The 23,512-nt window shown below is 68.0% G+C and carries 25 protein-coding genes and 1 riboswitch; of the genes, 15 read left to right on the top strand and 10 right to left on the bottom strand.

The window, feature by feature from the left end:
• Positions 1-79 precede the first annotated feature (79 nt).
• The 3 genes from rpsI to DB31_RS32830 all read right to left on the bottom strand — a co-directional run bounded on the left by rpsI (position 80) and on the right by DB31_RS32830 (position 3,221).
• Positions 80-481 carry a 30S ribosomal protein S9 gene (gene rpsI / locus DB31_RS32840; RefSeq protein WP_044195132.1) on the bottom strand — a complete coding sequence of 134 codons (402 nt, stop codon included), beginning with the start codon at positions 479-481 and terminating at the stop codon, positions 80-82.
• A 35-nt stretch (positions 482-516) separates the two neighbouring features.
• A complete protein-coding gene (gene rplM, locus DB31_RS32835; RefSeq protein WP_044195129.1) occupies positions 517-963 on the bottom strand; it encodes a 50S ribosomal protein L13 in 447 nt (148 codons plus the stop codon).
• A gap of 179 nt (positions 964-1,142) precedes the next feature.
• The gene (locus DB31_RS32830) at positions 1,143-3,221 is read right to left on the bottom strand and encodes an ATP-dependent helicase (protein ID WP_044195126.1); all 2,079 of its coding nucleotides are present in this window, start codon (positions 3,219-3,221) and stop codon (positions 1,143-1,145) included.
• Positions 3,222-3,256: 35 nt separating this feature from the next.
• On the opposite strand from DB31_RS32830, the gene DB31_RS32825 reads away from it, so the two are divergent.
• Genes DB31_RS32825 through DB31_RS32815 form a run of 3 tightly spaced genes read left to right on the top strand, consistent with a single transcriptional unit; the run spans position 3,257 to position 5,317 of the window.
• The gene (locus DB31_RS32825) at positions 3,257-3,826 is read left to right on the top strand and encodes a hypothetical protein (RefSeq protein WP_420806731.1); all 570 of its coding nucleotides are present in this window, start codon (positions 3,257-3,259) and stop codon (positions 3,824-3,826) included.
• Between the two features lie 37 nt (positions 3,827-3,863).
• On the top strand, positions 3,864-4,361 hold the full coding sequence (locus DB31_RS32820) for a hypothetical protein (RefSeq protein ID WP_044195123.1): 498 nt from the start codon (positions 3,864-3,866) through the stop codon (positions 4,359-4,361).
• The gene (locus DB31_RS32815) at positions 4,361-5,317 is read left to right on the top strand and encodes a hypothetical protein (RefSeq protein ID WP_044195121.1); all 957 of its coding nucleotides are present in this window, start codon (positions 4,361-4,363) and stop codon (positions 5,315-5,317) included. The genes DB31_RS32820 and DB31_RS32815 overlap by 1 nt, the downstream gene beginning before the upstream one ends.
• Here DB31_RS32815 and DB31_RS32810 read toward each other — a convergent pair.
• Both DB31_RS32810 and DB31_RS32805 read right to left on the bottom strand, forming a co-directional pair.
• On the bottom strand, positions 5,280-5,906 hold the full coding sequence (locus DB31_RS32810; RefSeq protein ID WP_044195120.1) for a glutathione binding-like protein: 627 nt from the start codon (positions 5,904-5,906) through the stop codon (positions 5,280-5,282). The two genes, DB31_RS32815 and DB31_RS32810, sit on opposite strands and share 38 nt — an antisense overlap.
• Before the next feature lie 24 nt (positions 5,907-5,930).
• The gene (locus DB31_RS32805) at positions 5,931-6,542 is read right to left on the bottom strand and encodes a CAP domain-containing protein (RefSeq protein WP_044195118.1); all 612 of its coding nucleotides are present in this window, start codon (positions 6,540-6,542) and stop codon (positions 5,931-5,933) included.
• A 172-nt stretch (positions 6,543-6,714) separates the two neighbouring features.
• Between DB31_RS32805 and DB31_RS32800 the strand changes: the two genes are divergently transcribed.
• From DB31_RS32800 to DB31_RS45430, 4 genes are all read left to right on the top strand, one after another.
• A complete protein-coding gene (locus DB31_RS32800) occupies positions 6,715-7,794 on the top strand; it encodes a glycoside hydrolase family 3 N-terminal domain-containing protein (protein ID WP_240486989.1) in 1,080 nt (359 codons plus the stop codon).
• Between the two features lie 69 nt (positions 7,795-7,863).
• Positions 7,864-7,929, top strand: a riboswitch (S-adenosyl-L-homocysteine riboswitch).
• A gap of 73 nt (positions 7,930-8,002) precedes the next feature.
• Entirely contained in the window at positions 8,003-9,418 is a 1,416-nt protein-coding gene (gene ahcY / locus DB31_RS32795; protein WP_044195114.1) for an adenosylhomocysteinase, read from the top strand.
• Between the two features lie 165 nt (positions 9,419-9,583).
• Entirely contained in the window at positions 9,584-10,042 is a 459-nt protein-coding gene (locus DB31_RS32790; RefSeq protein ID WP_044195111.1) for a hypothetical protein, read from the top strand.
• 118 nt (positions 10,043-10,160) lie between these two features.
• Positions 10,161-12,029, top strand: a complete 1,869-nt coding sequence (locus tag DB31_RS45430) for a sensor histidine kinase (protein WP_052420441.1) — start codon at positions 10,161-10,163, stop codon at positions 12,027-12,029.
• Here DB31_RS45430 and DB31_RS32780 read toward each other — a convergent pair.
• Entirely contained in the window at positions 12,001-13,185 is a 1,185-nt protein-coding gene (locus DB31_RS32780; RefSeq protein ID WP_044195109.1) for a class I SAM-dependent rRNA methyltransferase, read from the bottom strand. The two genes, DB31_RS45430 and DB31_RS32780, sit on opposite strands and share 29 nt — an antisense overlap.
• 8 nt (positions 13,186-13,193) lie before the next feature.
• Positions 13,194-14,432 (bottom strand): metallopeptidase family protein, encoded by a 1,239-nt coding sequence (locus DB31_RS32775; protein WP_044195406.1) that lies wholly within the window; start codon positions 14,430-14,432, stop codon positions 13,194-13,196.
• A 108-nt stretch (positions 14,433-14,540) separates the two neighbouring features.
• On the opposite strand from DB31_RS32775, the gene DB31_RS32770 reads away from it, so the two are divergent.
• Positions 14,541-15,128: a Maf family protein gene (locus DB31_RS32770; protein ID WP_044195403.1), complete on the top strand. Its 588-nt coding sequence runs from the start codon at positions 14,541-14,543 to the stop codon at positions 15,126-15,128.
• A gap of 3 nt (positions 15,129-15,131) precedes the next feature.
• Here the strand turns inward: DB31_RS32770 and DB31_RS32765 are convergent, their stop codons facing one another.
• Positions 15,132-16,088, bottom strand: a complete 957-nt coding sequence (locus tag DB31_RS32765; protein ID WP_044195107.1) for a DHH family phosphoesterase — start codon at positions 16,086-16,088, stop codon at positions 15,132-15,134.
• 12 nt (positions 16,089-16,100) lie between these two features.
• Entirely contained in the window at positions 16,101-17,162 is a 1,062-nt protein-coding gene (locus DB31_RS32760) for a zinc ribbon domain-containing protein (protein WP_044195105.1), read from the bottom strand.
• Between the two features lie 280 nt (positions 17,163-17,442).
• Here DB31_RS32760 and DB31_RS32755 point away from each other — a divergent pair, with 280 nt between their 5' ends.
• On the top strand, positions 17,443-17,709 hold the full coding sequence (locus DB31_RS32755; RefSeq protein ID WP_044195103.1) for a hypothetical protein: 267 nt from the start codon (positions 17,443-17,445) through the stop codon (positions 17,707-17,709).
• Between the two features lie 10 nt (positions 17,710-17,719).
• Here DB31_RS32755 and DB31_RS32750 read toward each other — a convergent pair whose 3' ends face one another.
• A complete protein-coding gene (locus DB31_RS32750) occupies positions 17,720-17,983 on the bottom strand; it encodes a hypothetical protein (RefSeq protein WP_044195100.1) in 264 nt (87 codons plus the stop codon).
• Between the two features lie 125 nt (positions 17,984-18,108).
• On the opposite strand from DB31_RS32750, the gene DB31_RS32745 reads away from it, so the two are divergent.
• From DB31_RS32745 to DB31_RS32720, 6 genes are all read left to right on the top strand, one after another.
• Complete coding sequence (locus DB31_RS32745; RefSeq protein WP_044195098.1) at positions 18,109-18,906, top strand: TatD family hydrolase; 798 nt, start codon at positions 18,109-18,111, stop codon at positions 18,904-18,906.
• A 28-nt stretch (positions 18,907-18,934) separates the two neighbouring features.
• Positions 18,935-19,834 carry a tRNA threonylcarbamoyladenosine dehydratase gene (locus DB31_RS32740; protein WP_044195095.1) on the top strand — a complete coding sequence of 300 codons (900 nt, stop codon included), beginning with the start codon at positions 18,935-18,937 and terminating at the stop codon, positions 19,832-19,834.
• 248 nt (positions 19,835-20,082) lie between these two features.
• The gene (locus DB31_RS32735; protein WP_044195093.1) at positions 20,083-21,441 is read left to right on the top strand and encodes an AHH domain-containing protein; all 1,359 of its coding nucleotides are present in this window, start codon (positions 20,083-20,085) and stop codon (positions 21,439-21,441) included.
• A 15-nt stretch (positions 21,442-21,456) separates the two neighbouring features.
• The gene (locus DB31_RS32730; RefSeq protein WP_044195090.1) at positions 21,457-22,020 is read left to right on the top strand and encodes an imm11 family protein; all 564 of its coding nucleotides are present in this window, start codon (positions 21,457-21,459) and stop codon (positions 22,018-22,020) included.
• Between the two features lie 130 nt (positions 22,021-22,150).
• Positions 22,151-22,819, top strand: coding sequence for a nitroreductase (locus DB31_RS32725; protein ID WP_044195087.1), 669 nt, complete (start codon positions 22,151-22,153; stop codon positions 22,817-22,819).
• A 9-nt stretch (positions 22,820-22,828) separates the two neighbouring features.
• Entirely contained in the window at positions 22,829-23,302 is a 474-nt protein-coding gene (locus tag DB31_RS32720) for an FBP domain-containing protein (RefSeq protein ID WP_044195085.1), read from the top strand.
• Positions 23,303-23,512: the final 210 nt, after the last annotated feature.

Here is a 23,512-nt window from a genome sequence, read left to right as displayed (position 1 = left end):
CCCTCGGCACAAAAGACAACGGCGGAGGCTCCCTGAAGGGAACCCCCGCCGTGGGTTGCTCCACTGAGGAGCAGACAGGCTAGCGCTTGGAGAACTGGAACCGGCGGCGCGCGCCCGGCTGACCGTACTTCTTGCGCTCGACCGCGCGAGCATCGCGGGTCAGGAAGCCGGCCTTCTTCAGCATCGGACGGAACTCCGGGTTGAAGGCGCACAGCGCGCGGGCGATGCCGTGGCGGATGGCGCCCGCCTGGCCCGACAGACCGCCGCCCTTCACGTTCACGGTCAGGTCGATCTTGCCCTTCTGCTCGAGGATCTCCAGCGGCTGGAACAGCACCATCTTGGAGGTCTCGCGGCCGAAGTAGTTGTTGATGTCGCGGCCGTTGATCGTCACGGAGCCGTCACCGGCCTTCAGCCACACGCGGGCGGTGGCCTCCTTGCGGCGGCCGGTGGCGTAGAAACCATTCTCAGGATTGATAGGCATGGGGTTCTGCTCTCTTCAGAAAGGGGGAGAAGGGTTTACGCCTCGACCTCGCGCGCGGCAGGCTTCTGCGCGGCGTGGGGGTGGGTGTCGCCTGCGTAGACCTTGAGCTTCGTCATCATCTGGCGGCCCAGCGCGTTGCGCGGAAGCATGCGGCGCACGGCGTTGATGATGATGTCCTCAGGGTGCCGCGAACGCAGCTTCTCGAGGTTGGTGATCTTCAGCGCACCCGGGAAACCGGCCCGCGGGTGGCGGTAGTACATCTTGTCCTTCTCCTTCGTCCCCGTCACCTTCACCTTGGAGGCGTTGATGACGACGACGTGGTCCCCCGTGTCGATGGACGGGGTGTACGTCGGCTTGTGCTTGCCCTTCAGCAGCGTGGCGATCTGGCTAGCGGCGCGGCCCAGGACCTTGTCCGAGACATCCACCAGGTGCCACTCGCGCTTGATGTCCCCTGCTTTCGCGCTGTACGTACTCTGCGACATTGTGTGCACTCCAAAACTCTGCTGCGGCGCCCGCCTGCGCGAGCCGCCTGACATAGTCGAACCAACCACGGGTCTGCCCTGAATACTCCAGGGTTCAGCCCGGAAAGGCCGACCCTCTTAGGAGGCTCCGGGGGGTAAGTCAAGACCGTGCCGCGCCCCGGGGCCACAAACCCCACGGATCAGCTTCCCCGGGGTCCCCCAGGAGTTCCAGGAGCCGGGCCCCCGCCTGGTCCCTTGGCCTTGAAGCGCTCTTTCAGGTTGGCGAAGAAGTTCTTCTCTTCCACCGTGGGAGCCCCCGTCCGAGGGGCCTCCAGGTCGATCAGCTCCACCGTCTCCGGGGGCAGGTCCTCCAGGAACCGCGAGGGTGTACACGGCACGTCCTTCCCCCGCTTCACCCGGATGGCCGCACGCGTCAGGTACAGATGCTCCTTCGCCCGGGTGATGCCCACGTAGCAGAGCCGGCGCTCCTCCTCCAGGTTCTGGGGCTCACCCTGCATGCCCTTGTGCGGCATCAGGTCCTCCTCCATCCCAATGAAGAAGACCAGCCGGTACTCAAGCCCCTTCGAGGAGTGTACCGTCATCAGCGTCACCCGCCGGTTTCCGCCCGGGAGTTCGTCCTCGTCCTCCTCCTGCCGCGTGTCCAGGCTCAGCCGGTTCAGGTAGGTGAGCAGGCTCGCCTTGGGGCCCTCGCGCTTCTCGAAGTTCTCCAGCGAGGTGAGCACCTGCTCCACCGACTTCACCTTCTTGTCCCCCGAGCTCACCGACACCGCCTTCGCCCGCGCCGCCTCCTTGAAGCCGATCTCCTCCAGCAGGTTGCGCGTCACGTGCGCCAGGTTCCCGCCCTCGAACAGCCCCCGGTAGCGCTCGATCATCCGCAGGAACTCGCGCACCTTCGCCCCCGCCCCCGTGGGCAGATCCTCGTACCCCTCGCTGCGCTCCATCGCCTCCCAGAGCGACACCCCTTGCCCCCGCGCGTGCGTGTGCAGCCGCTCCATCGTCACGTCCCCGATGCCTCGCGCCGGCACGTTGACGATCCGCAGCAGGCTCACCTCGTCCTTCGGGTTCGCGATCACCTTGAAGTAGGCGATGACGTCCTTCACCTCGCTCCGGTCGAAGAACTCGCTGCCACCCACCACCTCGTAGCCAATCCCCTTCTCCCGCAGCGCCTCCTCCACCGGCCGTGCCTGCCCGTTCGTCCGGTACAGCACCGCGATGTCATCCGCCGGAATCCCGTGGGCGATGTGCTTCTCGATCTCCCGGGCGACGTAGCGCGCCTCCTCCTCGTCGTTGGGGCACTTGACCACCCGGATGCGGGCGCCACCGGCCCGATCCGTCCACATCCGCTTGGGCTTGCGCTCCGGGTTCTTCGCGATCACCGCGTTGGCCGCGTCCAGCACCACCTGCATCGAGCGGTAGTTCTGCTCCAGCCGCACTTCCTTCGTCCCCGGGAAGTACGTGTCGAACTGGAGGATGTTCTTCACCTCCGCGCCACGCCAGCTGTAGATGGCCTGGTCGTCGTCCCCCACCGCGCAGACGTTCATCGACTCGCCCGTCAGCAGCCGCAGCAGGTCCATCTGCGCCAGGTTCGTGTCCTGGAACTCATCCACCAGCAGGTAGCGGAAGCGCCGCGTGTACTTCGCCTTCAAGTCCTCGTGCTCGCGCAGCAGACGCGCTGGCAACACCAGCAAGTCGTCAAAGTCCACCGAGCCCTGCGCCTTCAGCGCCAGCTGGTAGCTCGGGTACACGAGGTGGGTGATCAGATCGTAGTCGTCCCCTATCCCCTCGGGCTTGGGCGACGGCGGCTGCCCCGAGTTCTTCGCCTTGGAGATGAGCGTCAGCACCTTGCGCGCGTCGAACGCCCGGTCATCCACCTTGTGGTCCCGCATCGCCCGGCGGATGAGCGACAGCTGATCCCCCATGTCCGCGATAGCGAACTTCTTGGGCCACCCCAGCCGGTGGACGTCCTCGCGCAGCATCTCCGCACCAAAGGCGTGGAAGGTGCACACCAGGACACCCTGTGCGCGCGGCCCCGCCATCTTCACCAGCCGCTCCTTCATCTCCGTGGCGGCCTTGTTGGTGAAGGTGACGGCCAGGATGTTGCGCGCCGAGGCGCCGAACGGCCGCTCGTTGAGCAGGTGGACGATGCGGTGGGTGATCACGCGCGTCTTCCCGCTGCCGGCCCCCGCCAGCACGAGCAGGGGGCCCTCGAGCGTCGTCACCGCTTCGCGCTGTGGGGGGTTGAGCTTCGAGAGGTCCATTGCGCGCCGCGCGGGGATACCTTTTGATCGGTCCCGTGCGCGAAATCAAATCCCTTCTGACCCTGCTGGTGCTCGCCCTCTGTCCGGGCCTGGGTTGTTCATCGGACAGCCGCACCCCCGCCGAGGGCACCCCCGAGGCCGCAGCCGAGGCCGCCGCCCCGCTGCCCACCATCTACTTCAAGGACCTGGCCCCCTTCCTTCCCGAGAAGCTGGAGGGCTTCACCCACAGCGGGACTGAGGGCTCCACCGGTAAATACGGTGAGGTCTCCATCAGCGAGGCCGAGCGGACCTTTATCCGAGGTGAGGACCGCGAGGTGAAGGTGCGCATCGTAGACACCACGCTGGGAGGAAAGATCGCCAAGTCCATCCGTGCGGCCGCCGAGGACGCCAAGCGCAAGCCGGAGAGTGACCCGACGGCCCCCATCTTCTGGGATGCGGCAGTGGGCTTCGTGCGGTACGACCCGTCCGAGGTGACGGCCGAGGCGAACCTGCTGGTGGGCGACCGCTATGTGGTGGCGGTGACGAGCCGCGGCTTCCCCGGCACCGTGGAGGTTCGGCGGGTGGCGCGTGGCATCGACCTCGCGGGGCTGGCCCGACTGCGCTAAGTCCCCGTGTGACTCGAACACGGAAGGAGTTGCCCGAGTGAAGGAGAAAGGAACGCGCGCCGCCCCCACGCCGGAGTCGATCTCCGAGGAAAAGGCCGCGCGAGAGGCGGTGGCGGCACTGGGCAAGCGGGAGTTCATGGACCAGTTCCAGAAGCTGGCCAAGGGGTTCGCCGCAGACCCGGGTAACCCCGGCTCGTACTCGTGCGAGGGCTGTCAGCGCTGCGCCAACTGCATGTTCTGCAAGGACTGCGACAGCTGCTACCACTGCACCCACTGCGTGCGCTGCGAGCTGTGCAACAACTGCTCGCACTGCGTGGACTCCAAGAGCTGCCACGCGTGCGCCTACTGCGTGCAGTGCGAGAACTGCACCGGCAGCGCCTACCTGCTCCTCTGCAAGAACCTGCAGGACTGCAACTACTGCTTTGGCTGCGTGGGCCTCTCGAAGAAGGACTTCCACATCCTCAACGTGCCCTTCTCGAGGACGGAGTACTTCAAGGTGGTCGGCCGGCTGCGCAAAGAACTGGGCGTCTCCTGATGAGCGCCTCGGCTCAACCCACCCCCGCGGGGCCTCCTCCCAAGTGGCTTATCCCCACGCTGGGCGGCCTCGTCGTCACGCTGGTCCTGTCGCGGCTGGTGGTCTTCGACGATTTCCTCCTGCAGGAGCGGCGCGGGGTGCTGCATGTGCTCGTCCACGCGCTCTTCGTCGGAGCGCTGGTGGGCGTGCTGGTGGGGCTGGTGAGAGCGGTGCGCTGGGTGCGGCTGAACCGCCTCTCCCGGGAGTTTCCGCACCAGGCCTGGCTCTGGGAGTTCCCCCCCAAGGCCGAGCTGGTGGATCAGCAGCTCACCACCGTCACCCGAGACCTGCTGGGCCTGGCCTTCCTGGCCCCCTTCCTGCTCTTCTTCAACGGTGCCGTCGCCTCGCTCGCGTTCGCAGAGGATGTACCAACTGCCGTGCCCCTCCTCTTTGGCGCGTTCATCCTTGGGCTCGACGTGGTCATCGTTCGGAAGGCCGTCATCCCGACCTTCACCGCGCTGCTGGCCCTGCTGCGCTACGGACGGACCCGCCTGCGCCTGTCGCAGTTCCCGCTGCTGCCAGACACAGAGACCGAGGCGGAGCTGCTCCTGCCCCGCGGCCGGGAGAAGCTCTCGAACGTGCGCGCTGTGCTTCGGCGGGTGCGCGAGCGGAGGGTCACGCGGGGCTCGGGTAAGAACAAATCGACCGAGACGGTCCGCGATCGCGAGTACATGGACGCCCTGCGCATCGAGGCCGAGGAGCAGGAGAGCCCGGACAGCATTTCCTTCGTCCTGAAGGTGCCCGCGATGGAGCCCGGGCACTCCACCGATCTCAGCAACTCCTACCGCTGCCTCTGGGAGCTCCAGCTCACCGCCGACGTGCCGGGGCTGGACCTGGACGTCACCTTCCTGCTCCCCGTGTACTGGGTAGCCGAGGAGCTCAGGCCATCTTCTCTCGGAGCGCCCGCTCCTCGGTGATGGCGCGCCCCACGGCCGGGCGAGCCTTCATCCGGTCGAGGTACGCCTTCATCACCGGCCAGCGCCCCAGATCGATGCCCGCCGCCCCGCACCAGTTCAGCGTCGTCACCAGGTAGGCGTCCGCCACGGTGAAGCCTGTGTCGAGCAGGAATTCGCGGCCGTCCAGGTGCTTCGACAGGAAGTCGTACTTCGCGGGCGCCACCTGCTCGCGCACGAACACCTTGGCCTCGGCCGGCCATTGCGGCGAGAAGATCGTATAGAAGATCTGCTTGTGGACCTCGGTGCTGATGTAGTTCAGCCACTGCTGGAGCTGATAGCGCTCGAGCGTCCCCGCCTTCGGCGCCAGTCCCCGCTCCGGCTTCAGATCCGCCACGTACTGGAGCACCGCCGGGCCCTCGGTGAGCAGCACGCCCTCGCGCGTGCGCAGCGCCGGCACCTGCCCCTTTGGGTTGATCTGGAAGTAGTCCCCGCCGTCCGCCATCTTCTTGGTGACGACGTTCACCATGTGGAACGTCGCGGGCTCGTCGAGCTCGTACAGCGCGATGCGCGTCGCGAGCGAACAGGTCATCGGACAGAAATAGAGTTCCATGGAGGCTCCTAGAGCAGGTGCGGCCTACGGCTTACCGAAGTCCTGCGTCCAGTAATGCGTGTAGGTGCTGCCCGAGCGCGGGTAGTACCCCACGCCCAGGTGCTTGAAGGTACCATTCATGATGTTGGTGCAGTGCCCCGTGCTGGCCATCCAGCCGTTCACCACGGCGAGCGCCGTGGCGTGCCCGGCTGCGATGTTCTCCCCCGCCCCCGTATAGCTGTAGCCCGCTGAGGTGATGCGCTGCCACGGCGTGGAGCCGTTCGAGCCCGTGTGGCTGAAGAAGTTCTTGTCCCCCATGTCCTTCGAGTGCTTGCGCGCCGCACAGCGCAGCTTCGTGTCCAGCGTCAGCGCCGCCACCGGCGGATTGTACACCCCGCCACACGTGGCCCCCGCCGCGCGCTTCTGGTTCACCAGCGTCAGCACCTGGTTCTCGAGATCCGTGTACGCCGTGGGCCACGTCGCCACGTCATCGCAGTACGCCAGCGCCGTGAGCTCCCGCTCCACCGAGGACTGCTCGCGCTGCACCTGCACCGCCTCGCCCAGCTCGCCCTCCTCCCCAGCCGCCAACTCCTCTGCTCCACAGCCAGCAACCAGCACTGCTCCGGCCACCAGGGCCACTCCACGGGTCCAGTTCATTCGTCGGCCTCCTTCTTTCGGGTTTGACTTATTATCCGGGACTTTGTGCCCGGGTGATTGCACGGCGAGGGAGGCGGCGTCAAAGCCCCGTCTCATCTCTGTGCCAGAGGGTCTCGCGCGGGGTTTGTGGAAGACTGCGGTTCCTATGCGTGGCGCCCTTCGTTCATCGCTCGTGCCCCTGTTTTTCCTGCTCTGTGCCTTCGGCGACGCCGCCGCGAAGGCCCCCAAGAACAAGGCCTTTGCCGAACGCACTCCCGATGAGGCCCGCGTTGAGCGCGTCCTCCAGTCGCTCTCCCTGCGCGACAAGGTCGGCCAGTTGCTCCTCGCCTATCCGCAGATCAGCAAAGAAGGTGCCACCGAAGTCGGCGGTGTGCTCTTCGTGGGAGCCACCCTCCGGAAGATCGATGCGGCCAAGGAGCGCATCCGCTCCTCTCGCCAGCGCGCTCGCATCCCTCCCTTCTTCGCCGTCGACATCGAGGGCGGCAGCTTCAACCGCCTCAACCGCCACCCCTCCCTCCAGGCGCTCCCGCTCGCGAGAGAGCTCGCCAACCTGGAGGAGAAAGAGGTGGAGGCCTGGGGCGTCCGCGTCGGCAAGGCCATGCTCGAGGTCGGCCTCAACATGAACCTCGCCCCTGTGTTCGACGTCGCCCCCTCCGGCCACATGTTCCGCAATGGCCGCGCGTTCTCCGGCGACCCCGAGGTGGTGAAGAAGAAGGCCTCCGCCTTCGCCCGCGGCCTCGCCAAGTCCGGCGTGGCCGCCATCGGCAAGCACTTCCCCGGCTATGGCGATCTCGACTCCGACTCGGACCACGAGCGCGCCACCGTGGACTGGGATGAGGCCCGCGTCCGCGCCGAGGCCTCCGTGTTCGGCTCCGCCTCGCCCTTCCTCGGCGGCGTCATGATGTCCAACGTCGTCTACTCCCAGTTCGGCTCCAAGCCCGCCATCCTCGAGCCCGCGCTCGTCGCCCTCGCCCATGAGAGCGGGTGGATCACCGTCACCGATGACGTGGCCATCCGCGCCCTCGCCGAGCAGATCGGCGCCGAGCGCGAGGAAGTGGTCCGCCTCGCCTTCCGCGCCGGGAACGATCTCATCCTCACCACCGAGCCCCCTGACTGGACCGGCGGCCTGGACTACTTCGGCATCCTCATGAAGCTGGCCCAGTCCGAGCCCCCCATGGCCGCCCAGCTGGACGCCGCCGTCCGCCGCGTCTTGCGCCTCAAGGACCGGCTCGGCCTGCTGGATGGCATGTAGGCGGGCACCCAGTCACCCCACCCCGCCGTCCCTCTGGAAAACAGAGCCCCTCCTCCGTTAGGGTGTCGCCCACCTGAGGAGCGCTGCAACGGGGTTCCCCGCCAGGCTCAGGTTCTGCAACGGCGCTCGCTGACTCGTGGCTGCAGGCACGGGAGGCGAGCCCCAGAGCCCGCCCTCCGCTCCTCCAGCCCCGGACACAGGAGCAACCATGAGGGCTGTCACCGACTTGAAGAACTTCACCGATTACCGCGTTGCCGACATCAAGCTGGCCGACTGGGGCCGCAAGGAGATCGCCATCGCCGAGACCGAGATGCCCGGCCTCATGGCGATCCGCGAGGAGTTCGCGAAGACGCAGCCCCTCAAGGGCGCTCGCGTCGCGGGCTCGCTCCACATGACGATCCAGACCGCCGTCCTCATCCAGACCCTGGAGGCGCTCGGCGCCGAGGTCCGCTGGGCCTCGTGCAACATCTTCTCCACCCAGGACCACGCCGCCTCCGCCATCGCCGCCAACGGCACCCCCGTCTTCGCCTACAAGGGCGAGAACCTCGACGAGTACTGGGAGTTCACCCACCGCATCTTCGAGTTCGGGGACAAGGGCCCCAACATGATCCTCGACGACGGCGGGGATGCCACCCTGCTCGTCCACCTGGGCATCAAGGCCGAGAAGGATCTCTCCGTGCTCGCCAACCCCGGCAGCGAGGAGGAGATCTCCCTCTTCAACTCCATCAAGAAGCGCCTGGAGAAGCAGCCCGGCTGGTACTCGAAGATCGCCAAGGAGATCAAAGGCGTCACCGAGGAGACCACCACCGGCGTTCACCGCCTCTACCAGATGGCCAAGGAGGGCAAGCTCCTGTTCCCCGCCATCAACGTGAACGACTCGGTCACCAAGTCCAAGTTCGACAACATCTACGGCTGCCGTGAGTCCCTGGTGGACGGCATCAAGCGCGCCACCGACGTGATGATTGCCGGCAAGGTCGCCGTCGTCGCCGGCTTCGGCGAGGTGGGCAAGGGCTCCGCTCAGGCCCTGCGCGGGCTCCAGGCTCAGGTGTGGGTCACCGAGATCGATCCCATCTGCGCCCTGCAGGCCGCCATGGAGGGCTACCGCGTCGTCACCATGGACTACGCCGCCGAGCACGCTGACATCTTCGTCACCGCCACCGGCAACTTCCGCGTCATCACCCACGAGCACATGAAGCGGATGAAGAACAACGCCATCGTGTGCAACATCGGCCACTTCGATAACGAGATCGATGTCGCCAGCCTCAAGCAGTACAAGTGGGAGAACATCAAGCCCCAGGTCGACCACATCATCTTCCCGGACAACAAGCGCATCATCCTGCTGGCCGAGGGACGCTTGGTGAACCTGGGCTGCGGCACCGGCCACCCCAGCTACGTGATGAGCTCCTCCTTCGCCAACCAGGTGCTCGCCCAGGTGGAGATCTTCGCCAACCCCGGCAAGTACCAGCCCGGCGTCTACATGCTGCCGCGCCACCTGGATGAGAAGGTGGCCCGCCTCCAGCTGTCCAAGCTGGGCTCCATGCTCACCGAGCTCTCCGAGGAGCAGGCCAAGTACATCGGCGTGCCCAAGCAGGGCCCGTACAAGAGCGACCACTACCGCTACTAGGCCGCCCGCCTGAATTCGGGCCGAAATTCGGGCCACCCTCCCCAGGGTGGCCCTTTTTTGTGTCTGTAACCCCCTGAAACTCCTGGAATTACAGCACGACGCAACTCCTTGCCTACATGTCAGATAATTCAGGTGCGCGCCCACAAAAGCGCCTGGGAGATGACCATGCTGAGCAACGCCGGAAAGCTGATGGTGGTCGCGGTGGCCCTCTTCGCTACGGCTTCGGGAGCGGCTCCGCTGGCGCTGTGGGTGGGGCAGACGACGTTCCTCGGCTTCCCGAGCAAGGGCAGCAAGGTGGAGCTGACGGACTCCTCCGTGGTGGAAGTGGCCACCCTGAAGAACGGCGTGGAGATCCGCGCCAAGCACCCCGGCGTCAGCCAGGTGACGCTGCGGCTGCGCGGCGGGGAGACGCACACGTTCGCCGTCCACGTCACGCCGAGTGGAGCCGAGGTCTACACCGTGTCCCGCTCCGAGCGGGAGCACGCGGGGTTCTCCCTGTCCCCCGCTCTGGTGGCCAGCCCGAGCCGCACCGCCCAGGCCGCCCAGCCCGAGAAGCCCAAGGCCGGCAAGAGCACCGTGCGGACCGCCGAGCGCGATGTAAAGGCAGTGCGCCCGCGCGCCTGATCCGGCTGTACCGAGGGCCGCGGCGTGGGGGTTCCACCAGTGGACGTCCCTCTCACCTCTTCTTGTCCACTCGTGACAATTTTGTAAGCCTAAGGGCTCTTCCACCCGTGAGTGTGCAATGCCGTCAGGCACACACCTCCTGTCCAGCCCCTATGATGCTTCGGAGAGAGGTGTTCCCACGCTAGGACATTCCGGCACAGAGGCCGCCGCGCGGCTGCGCATCCTGGTGGAGCTGTCCCGCCAGTTGGCCGAAGCCAAGCCCGACATCGAAGTCATCCTGGATGCCGTAGCCCGCCATGTCGTGGAGACGCTGGGGGATGGCTGCGCCATCTACCTGGCAGCGGACGACTCCAGGCTGGAGGCTGTCACCATCCGCCACCGGCTCCCCGAGCGACAAGCGGTGATGGAGCAGATCAACCATGAGCGCCCGCTGCACGAGGGCGAGGGGTTCGTAGGCAAGGCGCTCGCCTCGGGCAAGGCCATCTACCTGCAGGACGCCGATCCCATGTACGTGCGCAGCGTCGTGCTGCCCGAGCACGTGCCCTACCTCGACAACGTGGGCGTGCGGAGCCTGCTGGTGGTGCCCCTTGCGGGCAAGAGCCGCGTCCACGGCGCACTCTGGCTGGCGAAGGATCCCGGCAGCCTGCCCTACACCCAGGCGGACCGAGAGCTGATCGAGGCCATTGCCGACTGCGCGGCCCTGGCAATGGACAGCGCGCGGCTCCACAACGAGCTGAACACGGATCGCGGCCGGCTGGGCGAGGCCGCCCTGCGCACTGCCCGGCTGCAGGAAGTCACCGCGGCGCTCTCCGGGGCCGCCACGCCCGAGGAGGTGGCGGACATCGTCGCCCACCTGGCCCTGGGCTCCATGGAGGCCGCCGCGGGCTCGCTCGTGCTGCCCAACGAGGCGCGCACCCACCTGGAGATCGTCTCCCACGTGGGCACCCACTCCGTGCTGGTCAAGCGCTTCCAGAGCCTGCCCGTGCTCGCGGACAACCCCGTGGCCAAGGCCTTCCGCGAGGGCCGGGAGCTCTTCTTCGAGGACCTGGAGCGCTACAGCGCCGCTTACCCCCACCTGCGAGAGATTGCCGTGGCGGCCGGCTACGAGGGCGCCGCCGCGCTGCCCCTCAAGGTCCGCAACGAGGTGCTCGGCGTGCTGTGGGTGCGCTTCTCCACACCCCGGACCTTCGACGCGGAAGAGCGCAAGCTCATGTCCAACATGGTGGCCCAGAGCGCCCAGGCCCTGGAGCGCTCCCGGCTCTACACCCGCGCCCAGCAGGCCGTGGCCCAGCGCGACGAGTTCCTCTCCGTGGCCGCGCACGAGCTGCGCACGCCCCTGTCCGCCATGAAGCTGCAGATTCAGTCCCTGCAGCGCAAGCTGGCCCGCCCCGCCCTGAGCGAGGAGGAGCGGCCCCATCTGGCCGCCAAGGCCGACGCCGTGGCCCGCCAGGTCCAGCGCCTGGAGTCGCTCGTCACCGACTTGCTGGACTTGTCGCGCATCACCGCCGGCAAGCTGGCCCTCCGCATGGAGGAAGTCGATCTGGTGGAGCTCGTGCGCGAGGTGCGCGACCGGATGGCGGACGAGGTGGACCGGGCGGGTACCTCGCTCACGGTGCACGCCACCGGACCGCTGCTGGGCATGTGGGACCGGGCCCGGCTGGATCAGGTGCTCTCCAACCTGCTGAGCAACGCCCTCAAGTACGGCAACGGCAAGCCCATCGTCGTCAACGCCCGCGCCGAAGGCTCCCAGGTGGTGCTGGCCGTGCATGACCAGGGCATCGGCATCCCCCTGGAGGACCAGACCCGCATCTTCGAGCGCTTCGAGCGCGCCGTGCCCGGCCGCAACTACAGCGGGTTCGGCGTGGGGCTGTGGATCTGCAAGCAGATCGTCGACGCGCTGGGCGGCACCATCCGCGTGCAGAGCCAGCCCGGACAGGGCTCCACCTTTGAAGTGATTCTCAAAGGGCTCGAACGTAAAGCGCCTTGAGGTACTCCGTCTCCGGCAGCCCCGCGAGCACCGGGTGATCCAGCCCGGCGCCGCGCCGCTCCAGGATTTGCACGGGGCGGCGCGCGTCCTCGGCGGCGGAGATGACCATCTCCTCGAAGGCCTCGCGCGTGAGCTTGCCGGAGCACGAGCAGGTGACGAGCAGCCCCTCAGGCTTGAGGCACTTGAGGGCGCGCAGGTTCAGCTCGTGGTAGGCGCGCAGCGCCGTGGCCAGGCCCTCGCGGCGCTTGGCCAGCCCCGGCGGATCCAACACCACCGTGTCGAAGCGGCGCCCGGAGTCCGCGAAGCGCCGCAGCACGTCGAACGCGTTGCCCGTCTCCACCGTCACGTGCGAGCGCCCGTTGCGCGCGGCGTTCTCCCGGGCGCGCTCGGCCGCCTTCGCGTCCTGCTCCACCGCCAGCACCGTGTCGCACGTGCGGCTGAGCGCCAGCGCGAACCCACCGTGGTAGCTGAACAGGTCCAACGCCTCGCCTCGGGCCAGCTCTCCGGCGCGCAGGTGGTTGTCCACCTGATCCAGGAACGCCCCCGTCTTCATGTCGCCAAGCAGATCCACCTCGAAGCGGTTCTCGCCCTCGTGGTAGGTGAAGCGCGCCTCGCCCGCGCCGTGCAGCAGCGTCACCTCGCGCTTCAGGCCCTCGAAGTCCCGGCCCGAGGCGTCGTCCCGGCACACCACGTGCGTGGCCCCGGTGAGCTCCACCAACATCTTCGCCACGAGCTCCTTGCGGGCGTCCATGCCCTCCGAGAGCGTCTGCAGCGAGAGCCCCGCGCCATAGCGGTCCACGAAGAGGCCCGGGAGCAGATCCGCCTCGCCGTGCACCAGGCGCAGGCCGTCGCGGTGCTTGAGCGGCGCGCGGCGGGCCAGGGCCGCCTCCAGGCGGCGGCGGAGGAAGGCCTCGTCCACCGGCTCCTCGGCGTGCGGGCGGCGGGTGAGCAGGCGCAGCGCCAGCGGCGAGCGCTGGGCGTAGAAGGCTTGGCCAATCGGGTTGCCTTGCGCGTCCACCACCGCCACCACCGCGCCACGCGCGTCCGTGGCAGGGGGCTCGGCGAGCTCGGTGCGGTAGAGCCAGGGGTTGCCTCGGCGCAGGCTCTTGGCGCCCTTCGGGCTGACGCGGGCAGTGGGCAGGGCTTTGGGGGCCATAAAGGGATTCACTCCAGGCCGCGCGCGGCCAGTTCCTGATCGTCCTCGCCGCGAAGGTGCCCCACCTCGTGCAGCAGCGTCACCTGGATCTGCTCCTGGAGCTCCTCCGGGGTGCGCACCGCACGCGCCAGGTTCCGGCGGTAGAGCACCACCGAGCGGCACGGCGTCTCCGTCCCGTCACACGGCTCGCCCAGCGAGGGGCCTCGGAACAGGCCCAGGATGGTGGGCGACAATGGAGGCGCGCCGGAGAGCAGGTCCGCCTCGGCAGGCAGCTCCTCGGCGGTAACGGGGATTCCCTCCAAGTCCTTGCGCATGTCCTCGGGCAGCGCCGCTACGGCGTCCGCCACCGACTTGCGGAAGGCTTCCTCGGTGGGCAGCGGCGGCGGGGGGAAGTCCTCCGGGGACATCTCGCGGGCCTTGTCGAAGTGCTGCTGGGCCTGCTTCCACTTGCCCTCGCGCTCCAGCAGCAGCGCCAGGTGGTGGTGCGCGTGCGCCCCGTGCTCCGGATCGCGCTGCAGCGCCGAGAAGGCCTCCTTCGCCTCGGAGAAGCGGCACAGCTCGAAGAGGGCCAGGGCCCGCTCGTAGATGGCCTCGCGGTTGTGGGGCTCCCGCGCCAGCACGATGGAGGCGCGGTTCAAGGCCTCGGAGGACTGGCCCAAGTCATTGAAGGCCATGGCGGAGATGAGGGCGAACTGCACCACCACCTCGGGCGGCTGGCCGGGCCTGGACAGGCCGCGCTCGGAGTAGAGCAGCCCCAGCTCGTCATGCTCGCGAGAGGAGGACAGGTTCACGGCGTACAGGTGCGCGGCGCCCAGCAAGGCCTCGGGCTCGTCCGGGTTGATGGCGAGCGCGTGGGCGAAGGCCAGCTGGGCCTCGGGCACCCGGTTCAGCGCGGAGAGGGCCATACCGCGCTCGGCGTGGGCCTCGGCGCTGTCCGGCTCCAGAGCGGCAGCCTGGGCGGCGCAGGAGAGCGCTTCCTCGTAACGCTCCTCGTCGTAGTAGCGCTGGGCCGCCTCCAGCGGAGCGCTGCCCTCGGAGTTGCAAACAGGGAGCGGGGCCGGAGGCGGCGGGGCGTCGTTCTTCGCGGAGGGAGCCGGGGCCACTGGCGAGGGCGCGGGCGCGGGGGTGGATGCGGAAGTGTCCGCGGGGGCTTCGGACGCAGGGGCGGCCGGAGCAGGCTCCGAGGAGCTCCGCTGACAGGCACCGAGAACGAGGAGGAAGAGGGCGAACAGCCTGCGCCGCGACATGGAGCCGCCAGGGTACGGCATCGCCCGGGGCACGGGAAGAATCGTCGCGCCTGCCTGCCTGGTGTGGGAAACCTCCCAGGCCCGGGAGTCTGGTCTAGGGTGCGCTCCATGAGACCCCTGATTCTGGCGTCCACTTCGAGCGCTCGCCGGGCGTTGATGGATGGGCTGGGCCTGCCGTACCGGGCCGAGTCCCCTGGCGTGGACGAGGACGTGTCCCCCACGCTCTCGGCGCGCGAGGCGGTGCAGGTGTTGGCGGCGCGCAAGGCCCAGGCAGTCCACGCCCGCCATCCGGAGGCGTGGGTGATTGGGGCGGACCAGCTCGTTCAGGTGGGGAATGAGGTACTGGCCAAGCCTGTGGACCGGGATGCGGCGCGGAAGCAGTTGGGAAAGCTGCTGGGGCACACACACGACATCTGCACGGGGGTGTGCCTGGTGGGCCCAGGCGGGCACCTCGCCGAGACCCTGGAGGTGTCGCGGCTCACGTTCTACCCTGTGGACGCAGAGGAGTTGGAGCGCTACCTGGACCTGGGCGAGTGGGAGGGGTGCGCAGGGAGCTACCGCGTGGAAGGGGCGGGACAGGCCCTGCTGGCACGGCTCGTGGGGGACCGGACCAACGTGCAGGGACTGCCCATGCTCACGGTGGTCCGAATGCTGCGCGAAGCTGGGTTCTCGTTCTTCGAGCCGCGGAATCCCTGAGCCTCAGCTCGACAGCTCTGCGAGGATTTCTCGGTAGGCGGCGCGCGCCTTCTCCAGCTCGCCCGGCTTGAAGCTCACCGCCGCCACCACCGGGTGCCCGCCTCCGCCGTAGCGCCCGGCAATGGCCGCCAGGTCATGCTTGCGCAGCTCCGGCCGCCACGGATTCGAGCCCAGCGACACCTTCGCCCGCCCCGGCCCCTGCCCCACCCACAAGGTGTAGCGCGCGTCCGGGTACAGCGAATACGCAATGAACTTGTTCAGGCTGTCCACGCCCTCGTCCGCCAAGTCGAAGAACACCACGCCGTTCTCGTAGCGCGCCTTGGAACGCACCTGCTCAATGTTCCGCTGGTGGCGCTCCAGCAGCGGCGCCAGCGGCCCGGCAATGAGCGGCGAGGCCGCAATCTGGGCCAGGGACTCCGTCTGCATCCGCTGAATCAGCGTGGGGATGAGGTCCGGCGACTTGTTCGCCTCCAGCACCGTCATGATGCGCAGCGCGGGCTCTTCCAGTGCCACCGCCATCTGCGGGCTGGGGAACTGCGCCCCGTCGATAATCTCCGCCCAGTGGATCAGCTCCGACAGCCCGGAGGCGTCCCACCCGAAGCGCTCGCGCGCCACATCCGCCAGGTACTTCGTGCAGCTCTTGCGGTGCGCATCGTGGAACTTGCGTCCGCCGGTGTCCGCGCGGAAATGCGCCTCGTCCCCCGGCTGCTGGAACGCCGAGGCGTGGTGATCGAACCACCACGTCAGCCGCGCATCCTGGCTGTACCGGAAGTCCACAATCGCGTTCTCGTCCCCGGTGAACACCGCCGGATCAATCCCCTCGGCGCCCGGCTTGTGCGTCAGCCCCCGGTACGTGAACGCGGCATCCGGGCGGATGCGCTCCCGGTAGAAGCGGGTGAACACCGCCGCGCTGGCGGCTCCGTCAAAGCAGTTGTCGTGGAAGAGGACCTGGACGTTCATGGCCCTCTGCCTTTACTGCAACGCCAGCCCGGAGCCCACCGCCACGAAGACCGTCTCCCCACTGGCCGACTCCGGGGGCGCTACCACCACCGCGAACCCCACCCACCGCCCATCCGCCAGCTTTCCGCACGCGAACGCCCCGCGAGCCCCCGTGGCCGTGCGCAGCGCGTACACCCGCCCTTTGCCTCCCAACGCCTGCGGCGGAGGCCTCGAAGAAGGCGGACTGTCCGCGGCGCCGCCAAACGCCACGAGCAACTGCTGGCAGCCGGCCGCCTCCTGCGCGCTCCCCTCGCGGTCCACCCACAACGCCCCGTAGCGCCCGTGCGCCGCGTCACCAAACCCCACCCCGCCGCCCGTGAGCGTCCCCGCAGGCATGGACAGATGCGGCGCGAGCTGCTCGCGCGTGAGCCGGCTCCAGCCGTCGGGCAACTCGAGCGAATAGCCCAGCTCCCGCCCCACGAGCCGCTGGCGCGCCCCACCGCCCCCCACGCTCCCCCCCACCGCCAGGAAGACCACCCCGAGCAGTGCCACCCCGCTGCCCAACCCCAGCCCCGCGTAGCGGCGCACCGGGCTGGGCTCGCCCACCACCATGGCGAGCGCCACCGCCGCATGGGCCACGTAGGCCAGGTGCACGGGCGCCAGAGGCGCGGCCCGGGCCAGCACCGCCGCCACTCCCAGCTGCAACAGCATGCCCCCCTGCGCCAGCAATTGGGCCGGGCCCAGGTTGAGCAGCAGCACCACCCCCAGCACCAAATCCAACACCACCAGCCCGTAGGCCCAGAGCGGCTCCTGCAGGTTCCCCACCACGCCCCCCACCCGGAGGAACCACGCCACCGCCCCCACGAAAAACACCGCCGCGATGGGGCCCGGGTGAGCCGTCACCTCGCCCGTGAGGTTGCCCCCGAACACCGTCTGCTCCATGTCCACGTCCGCCTCGCGCCGCTTGTCCACCCGCTGGCGCTGCGCCCGCTGGTACATGGGCAGGAAGCTGAAGGGCTCGCCGCAGGCGGGGCACGCTTCCGCGCCCGCGGGGATGGGGCTGTGGCCACACTTCGGGCAGAGGGTCTCTGGCATGGGGGCTCTCGGGAACCTCCTACCTGTTACCACCTGAAACCCCTGCATGAAACGTCGAACCCTGCGCGGCAAATTGAACGAAAAGTGTGAACGAAATGCGGCACCGCGGCCGTGGTTTCAGGCCACGGTGTGGCAATCCTCCCCTGCTGTAGCGCCAAGGGACACCGTAAGTGCCCGATTCTTCACACTTCCTCTGACCTGACGGGTCTGGCGCAGTGTTTGCTTTCTGTGGAGGAATCCCCACCGGTGAACAACCCGTCGGGTTTGATGGAGGAGCCCCATGGCCAAGACGGCGACAACACGAAAGGGCAGCCCAGTCCGGCGCCAGGGGCGGCGGGTGCTCCCCACGTTGCGGCGGGTGGCGCGGCAGGTGAAGGCCGCTCGGGGGGTGAAGGCCCCCGTGGCGCGGCCCGAGCCGCTCACCCTGGGAGAGCTCATCGCCGCCGCCTTCGACACGGCCGGCGGAGAGCTGGCCGAGGTGCTCAAGGTGGTGGGCTCGCCGCAGCTGTCCAAGGCGCTGGGCCGCCGCGTGGTGCTGGTGCCCTGAGCGCCAGAGGCTACGGGCTGTCAGCGCCCGCGTAGAAGGGCACCCGCGTGGGCTCGCCCGAGAGCAACTTCTGGAAGTCCTCCTGGTGCCCCGGGCTCACGAGGAAGGTGCCCGCTGGCGTCTCCACGCGCACCGGCTCGCGCGTCTCCTCGGTGCGGCCTCCAGGGCCCCCTCCCCCGTCCATCCAGGCCTCGGCGGAGCTCCGCGTTCCCTGGGATGCCGTCGTGGCACAGGCAGCGAAGAGCAGGCAGCAGAGCGCGGCGGAGAGCTTCATGGGGTATCTCCTCTGGAGAAAGCGCCCCGCTCCTACGTGGATCCTCGGCGCGAGACAAGGCTCCCTTCGGTGCCGGGATGTGGCCATAGTGGCGGAGTGTGGGGCCTCCTGCCCCTGGGTCGGCCATGATTGACACACACTGTCACTTGGATGCCTCGCGGTTCGATCCGGATCGCCCCGACGTGCTCACCCGGGCGTGGGCCGCGGGCCTGGAAGGGATTGTCATCCCCGCGGTGGGCCCGGACACCTGGGAGCCGCTGCTGGAGCTGCCCCGGAAGGACGCGCGGGTGCAGGTGGGGCTGGGCATCCACCCGCAGCTGCTGCCGGAGCTGCCGCCCGAGAGGGACACGGAGCACCTCGAGCGGCTGGACGCGCTGCTGGCCCGGGGCGGGGCGGTGGCGGTGGGCGAGTGCGGGCTGGATGGGCCCTCCACGACGGGGGCGCCGCTGGAGCGGCAGGTGCATGTGCTCCGAGGGCACATGGCGCTGGCGCGCAAGCACGGGCTGCCGGTGCTGATGCACTGCCACCGGCTGCACCCGGCGATGATCGAGTTCCTCAAGGAGGAGCCCTTCCCCGAGGCGGGCGTGCTGATGCACAGCTACAGCGGCGGGGTGGAGCTGGCGCGCTTCTACGTGCAGAAGGGCTGCCACTTCTCCTTCGCGGGGCCCGTCACCTGGGCCGAGGCTCGCAAGCCGCTGGATGCGCTGAAGGCGATTCCACTGGAGCGGCTGATGGCGGAGACGGACTCGCCGGACCAGGCGCCCACGCCGCACCGGGGGCAGCGCTCGGAGCCAGGGTACCTGCCGCGGATTGTGGAGGGCATGGCGAAGGTGCGGGGAGAGCCCGTCGAGGTGCTCGCCCAGCGGACGACCGCCAATGCGCGCCGCTTCTTCCGGGAAGCGTTTCCCCCGCCTTCGCGGTAGGCAAGCGGTCGCGTTATAGAGGACCCCCATGAACACGCTGCAGCCCACTTCTCCCGCCACTGACACCCCTTCGGCCCCGGCTCCGGCGGCGCCCTCCGAGCAGGCGCCCGGGGTGAACTCGCTGGCCAAACCCTTCAAGCTCTCGCGGCGGTTCGACCGGACGGGCCGGCTGCTGGGGGACTCGGCGATGGAACGGCTGGCGGGCGCGCGGGTGATTGTGTTCGGCCTGGGCGGGGTGGGCAGCTATGCGGCCGAGGGCCTGGTGCGCAGCGGGGTGGGCCACCTGACGCTGGTGGACCATGACGACGTGTGCGTGACGAACACCAACCGCCAGCTGCACGCCACGGTGAAGGGCGTGGGCAAGTCCAAGGCGGAGCTGATGGCGCAGCGCTGCCGGGAGATCAACCCGGACGCGAAGGTGGAGGCGATGCGCGAGTTCTACCGGGCCGAACTGGCCGAGCAGATGCTGCCGCCGGGCCAGTACGACTTCGTGGTGGATGCCATCGACAACGTGAAAGCGAAGCTGCACCTACTGCACCGGTGTGTGAGCCTGGGGATTCCGGTGGTGAGCTCCATGGGGGCGGCGGGACGGTTGGACCCCACGGCCATTCGCGTGGAGGACCTGTCCGAGACGCACATGGACCCGTTCGCCAAGGACATCCGCAAGCTGCTCAAGCGCAAGCACGGGGTGGAGACGGACAAGCACACGGGCATTACGGCGGTGTATTCGATTGAGGCGCGACGGCAGCCGGTGGCACTGCGCTACGACGACGCCAGCGACGGCTTCCTGTGCGTGTGCCCGCAGGACAATGAGTTCCACACGTGCGACCACCGGACGCAGATTGATGGGAGCGTGGTGTTCGTCACCTCTGCGTTCGGGATGAACGCGGCGGGGGTGGTGGTGCGGCGGCTCGCTGCAGCGCGCTGAGGGCAGAGCCCTGACGGGTTTAATCCTGTCGGCAACACTAAGAGGCGAGGTCGTCAGCTGCTGAAGTCTCAGCGGCTTCTGGCCCCAGCGCTCATAGGCTCCTTCTTGTCCCTAGCCTAGTTGGTGATGTCCCTAGAGGCTCACCTGTTGAGTGTGCGGGGTGGAGCGGCAAGCACCACCTGGTGAGCCCTCCTCTCCCGTGTAGCGCCCCCTTAGCCTGCGGCCCTGCCCACAAAACGGGGGTACGCATGAGGCTGTGGCAGCTGCTGTGGAAGCTCGAAGCGCTGATGGTTGCCCTCATGGTGGCCGGGTGCAGCGCCACGGTGCCAGCAATTCGGGTGGGGACAGGCGCGCAGGGACAACCCCTCCTCCACATCCCCCGAACTGCCGAGGTGGAGCCGGTGGAAGTGCCGCCGGAGGAAGTCACCCAAGCCCTCCAGAGAATGGCCCGGCAGGTCCGCCTGAGTGGTTCCCCGCGTGAGACGGTGGAGCGGCTGTTCCAACTCGACGCTCTCTCCGGCGACTACCTGTACCTGCGGCGGGAGCGAAAGCTCGTCCCGCTGGAGGGGGGCACTCCCCTGGAGGGGGCGCTGACGGAGCAGGAACAGTACTGGGCCACCCGGTACACGGAGTGGTGCCGCAGTGAGCAGCAGTTCAACGGGGATTGTCTGGGGGGCGCACTGGTGGCCGGCAAGTACCTGGACCTGCGTGGCCGGTACATGTGGGCCATGGCGCTGAGCAAAAGCCCGGTGCTGGAGGAGTTCGAGAAGGCGCTGGGCGAGATGGTCAGCATGCAGGTCGTCCTTCAGGCAGCCATCTGCACCGTCGTCACGCTACTGGTGCTGCTGGCCATGCCCGACCCAGTCACCAAGTTCATCGCCGCATGGGGCACCGTGGCGCTCATCCTCTGGGTGGGCGCCAAGACGCTCTACCGGCTGATAACGGGCTGGTTCCAGTTGATGAAGGAGGTGCAGGAGGCCACCACCTTCGAGCAGCTGCGCGAGGCGGGCGAGAGGTTCGGCCGGTTATTCTCGCGGGAGGCGGCACAGGCGTTCGCCCTGGTAGCCATGGCGCTGCTGACGCACACAGCGAAGGACTTCGCCCAACAGGTGAACACGCTGCCCGGTTCGGCGCAGGTGTCGATGCAGGCCGCAGGACAAGGAGCCGTCCTCTTGTCCGAGGTGGGCGCGGTGGAGTCGGTGGCGGTGACGGCCGACGGCTTCACCGTGGCCCTGGGGCCGGGCGCGGTGGCGATGGCAACGAATGGAGGGCGCGAAGGCCGCACACAGAAGCACCACATTGCAACCATCGCCAACAAGAAGTCCCCTCAGCGCGGTGGCCCTTGGACCCCCTTGTTCGAGGAACTCTTCGCCAAGGCGGGAATGAGACTCCAGGATGCTGAAAACATCGTGCCCATCCGCGGGCACCGGGGGCCTCACCCGCAGCGCTACCATCAGCTCGTCTACGAGCGGTTGGAAGAGGCGCTGGGAGAGTGCAGTAGCGTCATGGAATGCCGGGCGCAGCTGACGGACGCCCTCAAGAAGTTGGCCAACGAAATCGCCACGCCCGGAACGGAACTCAATCAGCTCGTCACTCTGGGACATTGACGCTAGAACGTCCCAATGGCCCAGCGCTTCTTCAGCCTCGCTGACGACCTCTCTGTGCCCCACCGCTGGTACTTGGCCACTCCCACCGACGGCCAGGGGCACAAAGTGCACGACTGGAAATTCAAGAAGGGAATGCCCGTGCACGTGGAGGGCCGGTTGAAAATCCCCATCAAGATTCCTGGCAGGCCGCTCGACTTCTCGTGGGCGGGCTTGAGAATCCCAGTTGTCCACAGCAAGGTGGCTACCCCACTGGCGAAGTTGGCCGCCAACGATATTCAGCTCATCCCCGCAGACATTGAGGGCCAGCCGGATCCGTACTTCGTCCTCGTGGCCACGCGCCTCATCCGTTGCATCGACGAGAAAGCCTCCAAGGTGCAGTTTTGGACCCCTGAGGATGGGGTTCCGGAAAAGGTGGGGAAGTATTGGGCTGTGGATGACATGCGCATCGACAAAACCGAGGTGGGGAACGCCAAGGTGTTCCGTCCTGAAGGGTGGTCGGGAACTCTGCTCGTCTCCGAGGAGATCAAAGACGCCATGGAGCGTCTGGGCGCCACGGGCACGCGCTTCGAAGAGGTCTAGCGGCTCACCGTCCGGCCGCTCGGATTGAAGTCGATCGAGAAACTCAGCAACGGGGATTCGAAGCAGGAGAGACCTTGAAGCGCTGGCACGAGGGGACCTGGGCTTTGGATCCAGGTTAGAAGCGCTCGCCATGTTTGACTTCGAGAACCTCGTCCGCAACCGCCGCTCGATCCGCCGCTTTCTCCCCACTCCGATTCCTCACGAGCTTCTCTCCGAGGCCTTGGCCCTCGCGCAGTTCGCGCCCTCCAACTCGAACATCCAACCCTGGCGCCTCTTCCTCGCCGAGGGGGACTGCATCGAACGGCTGCGCGAGGCTCTTCGGGAGGAGGTCCAGACGAATCCCCGGGAGCTGGCACCGCTGCCACCTTCTTTCCGCTCGTACCGCCGCGAGCTGGGCGCCATCGTCTACGGGTCGATGGGAATCGCCCGGGACGATGACGCCGGGAGAGCCCAGGCGTCCCTGCGCAATTACGACTTCTTCGGCGCTCCCATGGTCGGCATCCTCTGCATGCACAAGGAGCTCGGGCTCACGGATGCCGTGGGCGTGGGCATGTACCTGCAGACCCTCGTCCTCGGACTCACGGCGCGTGGAATCGGCACCTGCGTCCAAGCCGCTCTCACGACGTACCCCGAGGCCATCCGCCGGGTGCTCGCCATCCCCGAGGAGCAGGCGATCCTCTGTGGGCTGTCCCTCGGCTATGCTGACCCGGACTTCCCCACGAACCACCTCCGGGTTCCGAAACAGCCCGTGGAGAACAACGTGTCCATTCAGGGCAGGCCGGTTCTCCCCGCCCACTGAGGAAGACCCATGTTCCGCATCGAGACCGAGAAAGACCTGCTGCGCGCGTTCCGCTCCCGGGACCGCAAGCACGTCGAGCTGCCCAAGGGCACCCGTTTCCCTCTCTTCGTCCGCGACTACTTCGCGTGGAGCGATCCCTACGGGGTCCGCGTCTTCCTCGTGTTCACCCCGCCCGGCGGCCAGCAACCCCTGGGCATCGCCTTCCGCAAGGACCAGCAGGGCGACAAGAACGTGATGCCCCATGTGTGTGACTGGTGCCGGAACCATGGCACGTCCGACCAGGTGGGGCTGCTCACCACCGACGTGGACTCGAAGCGCCGGGTGGGCGTGAACCTCTGCCTGGATCTGCGCTGCAACGAGCGGCTGGAGGATGTCGCCAACATGGCCGGCCGCAATGTCCTGGACGAAGTCCAGCACGTCATCGAGCGCATGGCCCGCTTCGCCCACGAGGCCCTGGGCATGGGGAACAGCGTGGCAGCGTAGCCCCCAGCCCAGGCGGCCGAGGTGCTCGGCACCCGCGCGGCCCAGGGCAGATGGGAGCGCTCCACCTGTCCGTGGGCGATGAACCACTCCACTGCGTCCCGGAAGGTCTCCTCCAGGGGGCGGAAGGTGAGCCCCAGCTCGCGCTCGGACTTGGAGGGATTGAACCGGGTGTTGGTGCGCTCGCGCCGCAGGGGGCGGAAGCCCTGCCAG

The sequence above is a fragment of the Hyalangium minutum genome (assembly GCF_000737315.1).
Taxonomy (GTDB): domain Bacteria; phylum Myxococcota; class Myxococcia; order Myxococcales; family Myxococcaceae; genus Hyalangium; species Hyalangium minutum.
Note: the sequence above shows the minus strand (reverse complement) of the source record. Positions and strands in the feature narration are given on the sequence as shown.